Genomic DNA, 822 nt, shown 5'->3' with positions numbered 1-822 from the left:
TCCGAGGGTAGCGCACACCCAAATGCCGTGTCCAGCATGCCGAAGCTGGGCGCGTCGCAGGGGGCGCCAACAGACCTCGATACCACCGAAGAACCCGACCTCGGCGCCGTGATTCGCAAGCGGATCGAAGACGCCGACAAAGAAAACCAGCTTCGCGGCCAGCGCGGCCGTTCCTGGGCCCTCGACGGCCGACAGCCGGCCCTGGTGTGGCAATCCCGTACCAAGTGGCTTGCCGGCACCGCGGCCGAGCTGGCGTGCATTCGTGGCCGGCAGCTGTGCCGCAAGTGGCGCGTTTCCCCACGCACCGCCCTGTTCGTCGCACGGGCCTGTGCTCGCCTCGCCGACGCGGATACCGGCCGTCGTGTCACCGCATCCAACGAGACCATTGGCCGTATTGCGGCCGAGCTGGCCGACCGTTCTCGGCCGTTCTCCCACGATGTTGTCTCCAACGCACGCGCCGCCCTTGCGGAGCTCGAGCTCGCGGTCGAGGTCGCGAGGGGCCGTTACCTAACCGTCGAGGAGCGATTCCAAGCCGCTGTCCACCACGACGGCGTGCAGATTCGAGCTGCATCCACATGGGCGCTGACGACTCCCCGCAGGTGGCACACAAATTCGTATCTACCCCGTAGGGGTCCTACGGGGAGTAAAACTCCCCGTAGGGAATGTTCCCCTACACACGCGCGCAAGCGCGCGACGGCGCCCTCCGGGCGCTCGCAACGAGTGAGAGAGCGAGAGCGACCTCGACAAGCACACATCGTCACCGCCGAGCTTGTCGCCGCAGCGACAAGCCTGGACAACGGGAGGCACCTCGGCGCCCTGGTC

Annotated in this window: 1 pseudogene; it reads left to right on the top strand. The window is 67.2% G+C overall.

Going from position 1 to position 822, the window contains the following annotated elements:
• Window positions 1-27: 27 nt before the first annotated feature.
• Window positions 28-822, top strand: a pseudogene (locus G6018_RS17195) (hypothetical protein); the annotation flags it as partial.

This window comes from Dietzia sp. DQ11-44 (genome assembly GCF_014145205.1).
Lineage (GTDB): Bacteria > Actinomycetota > Actinomycetes > Mycobacteriales > Mycobacteriaceae > Dietzia > Dietzia natronolimnaea.
The sequence above is the reverse complement of the archived record's forward strand: the minus strand, read 5'-3'. Positions and strand labels throughout refer to the sequence as shown.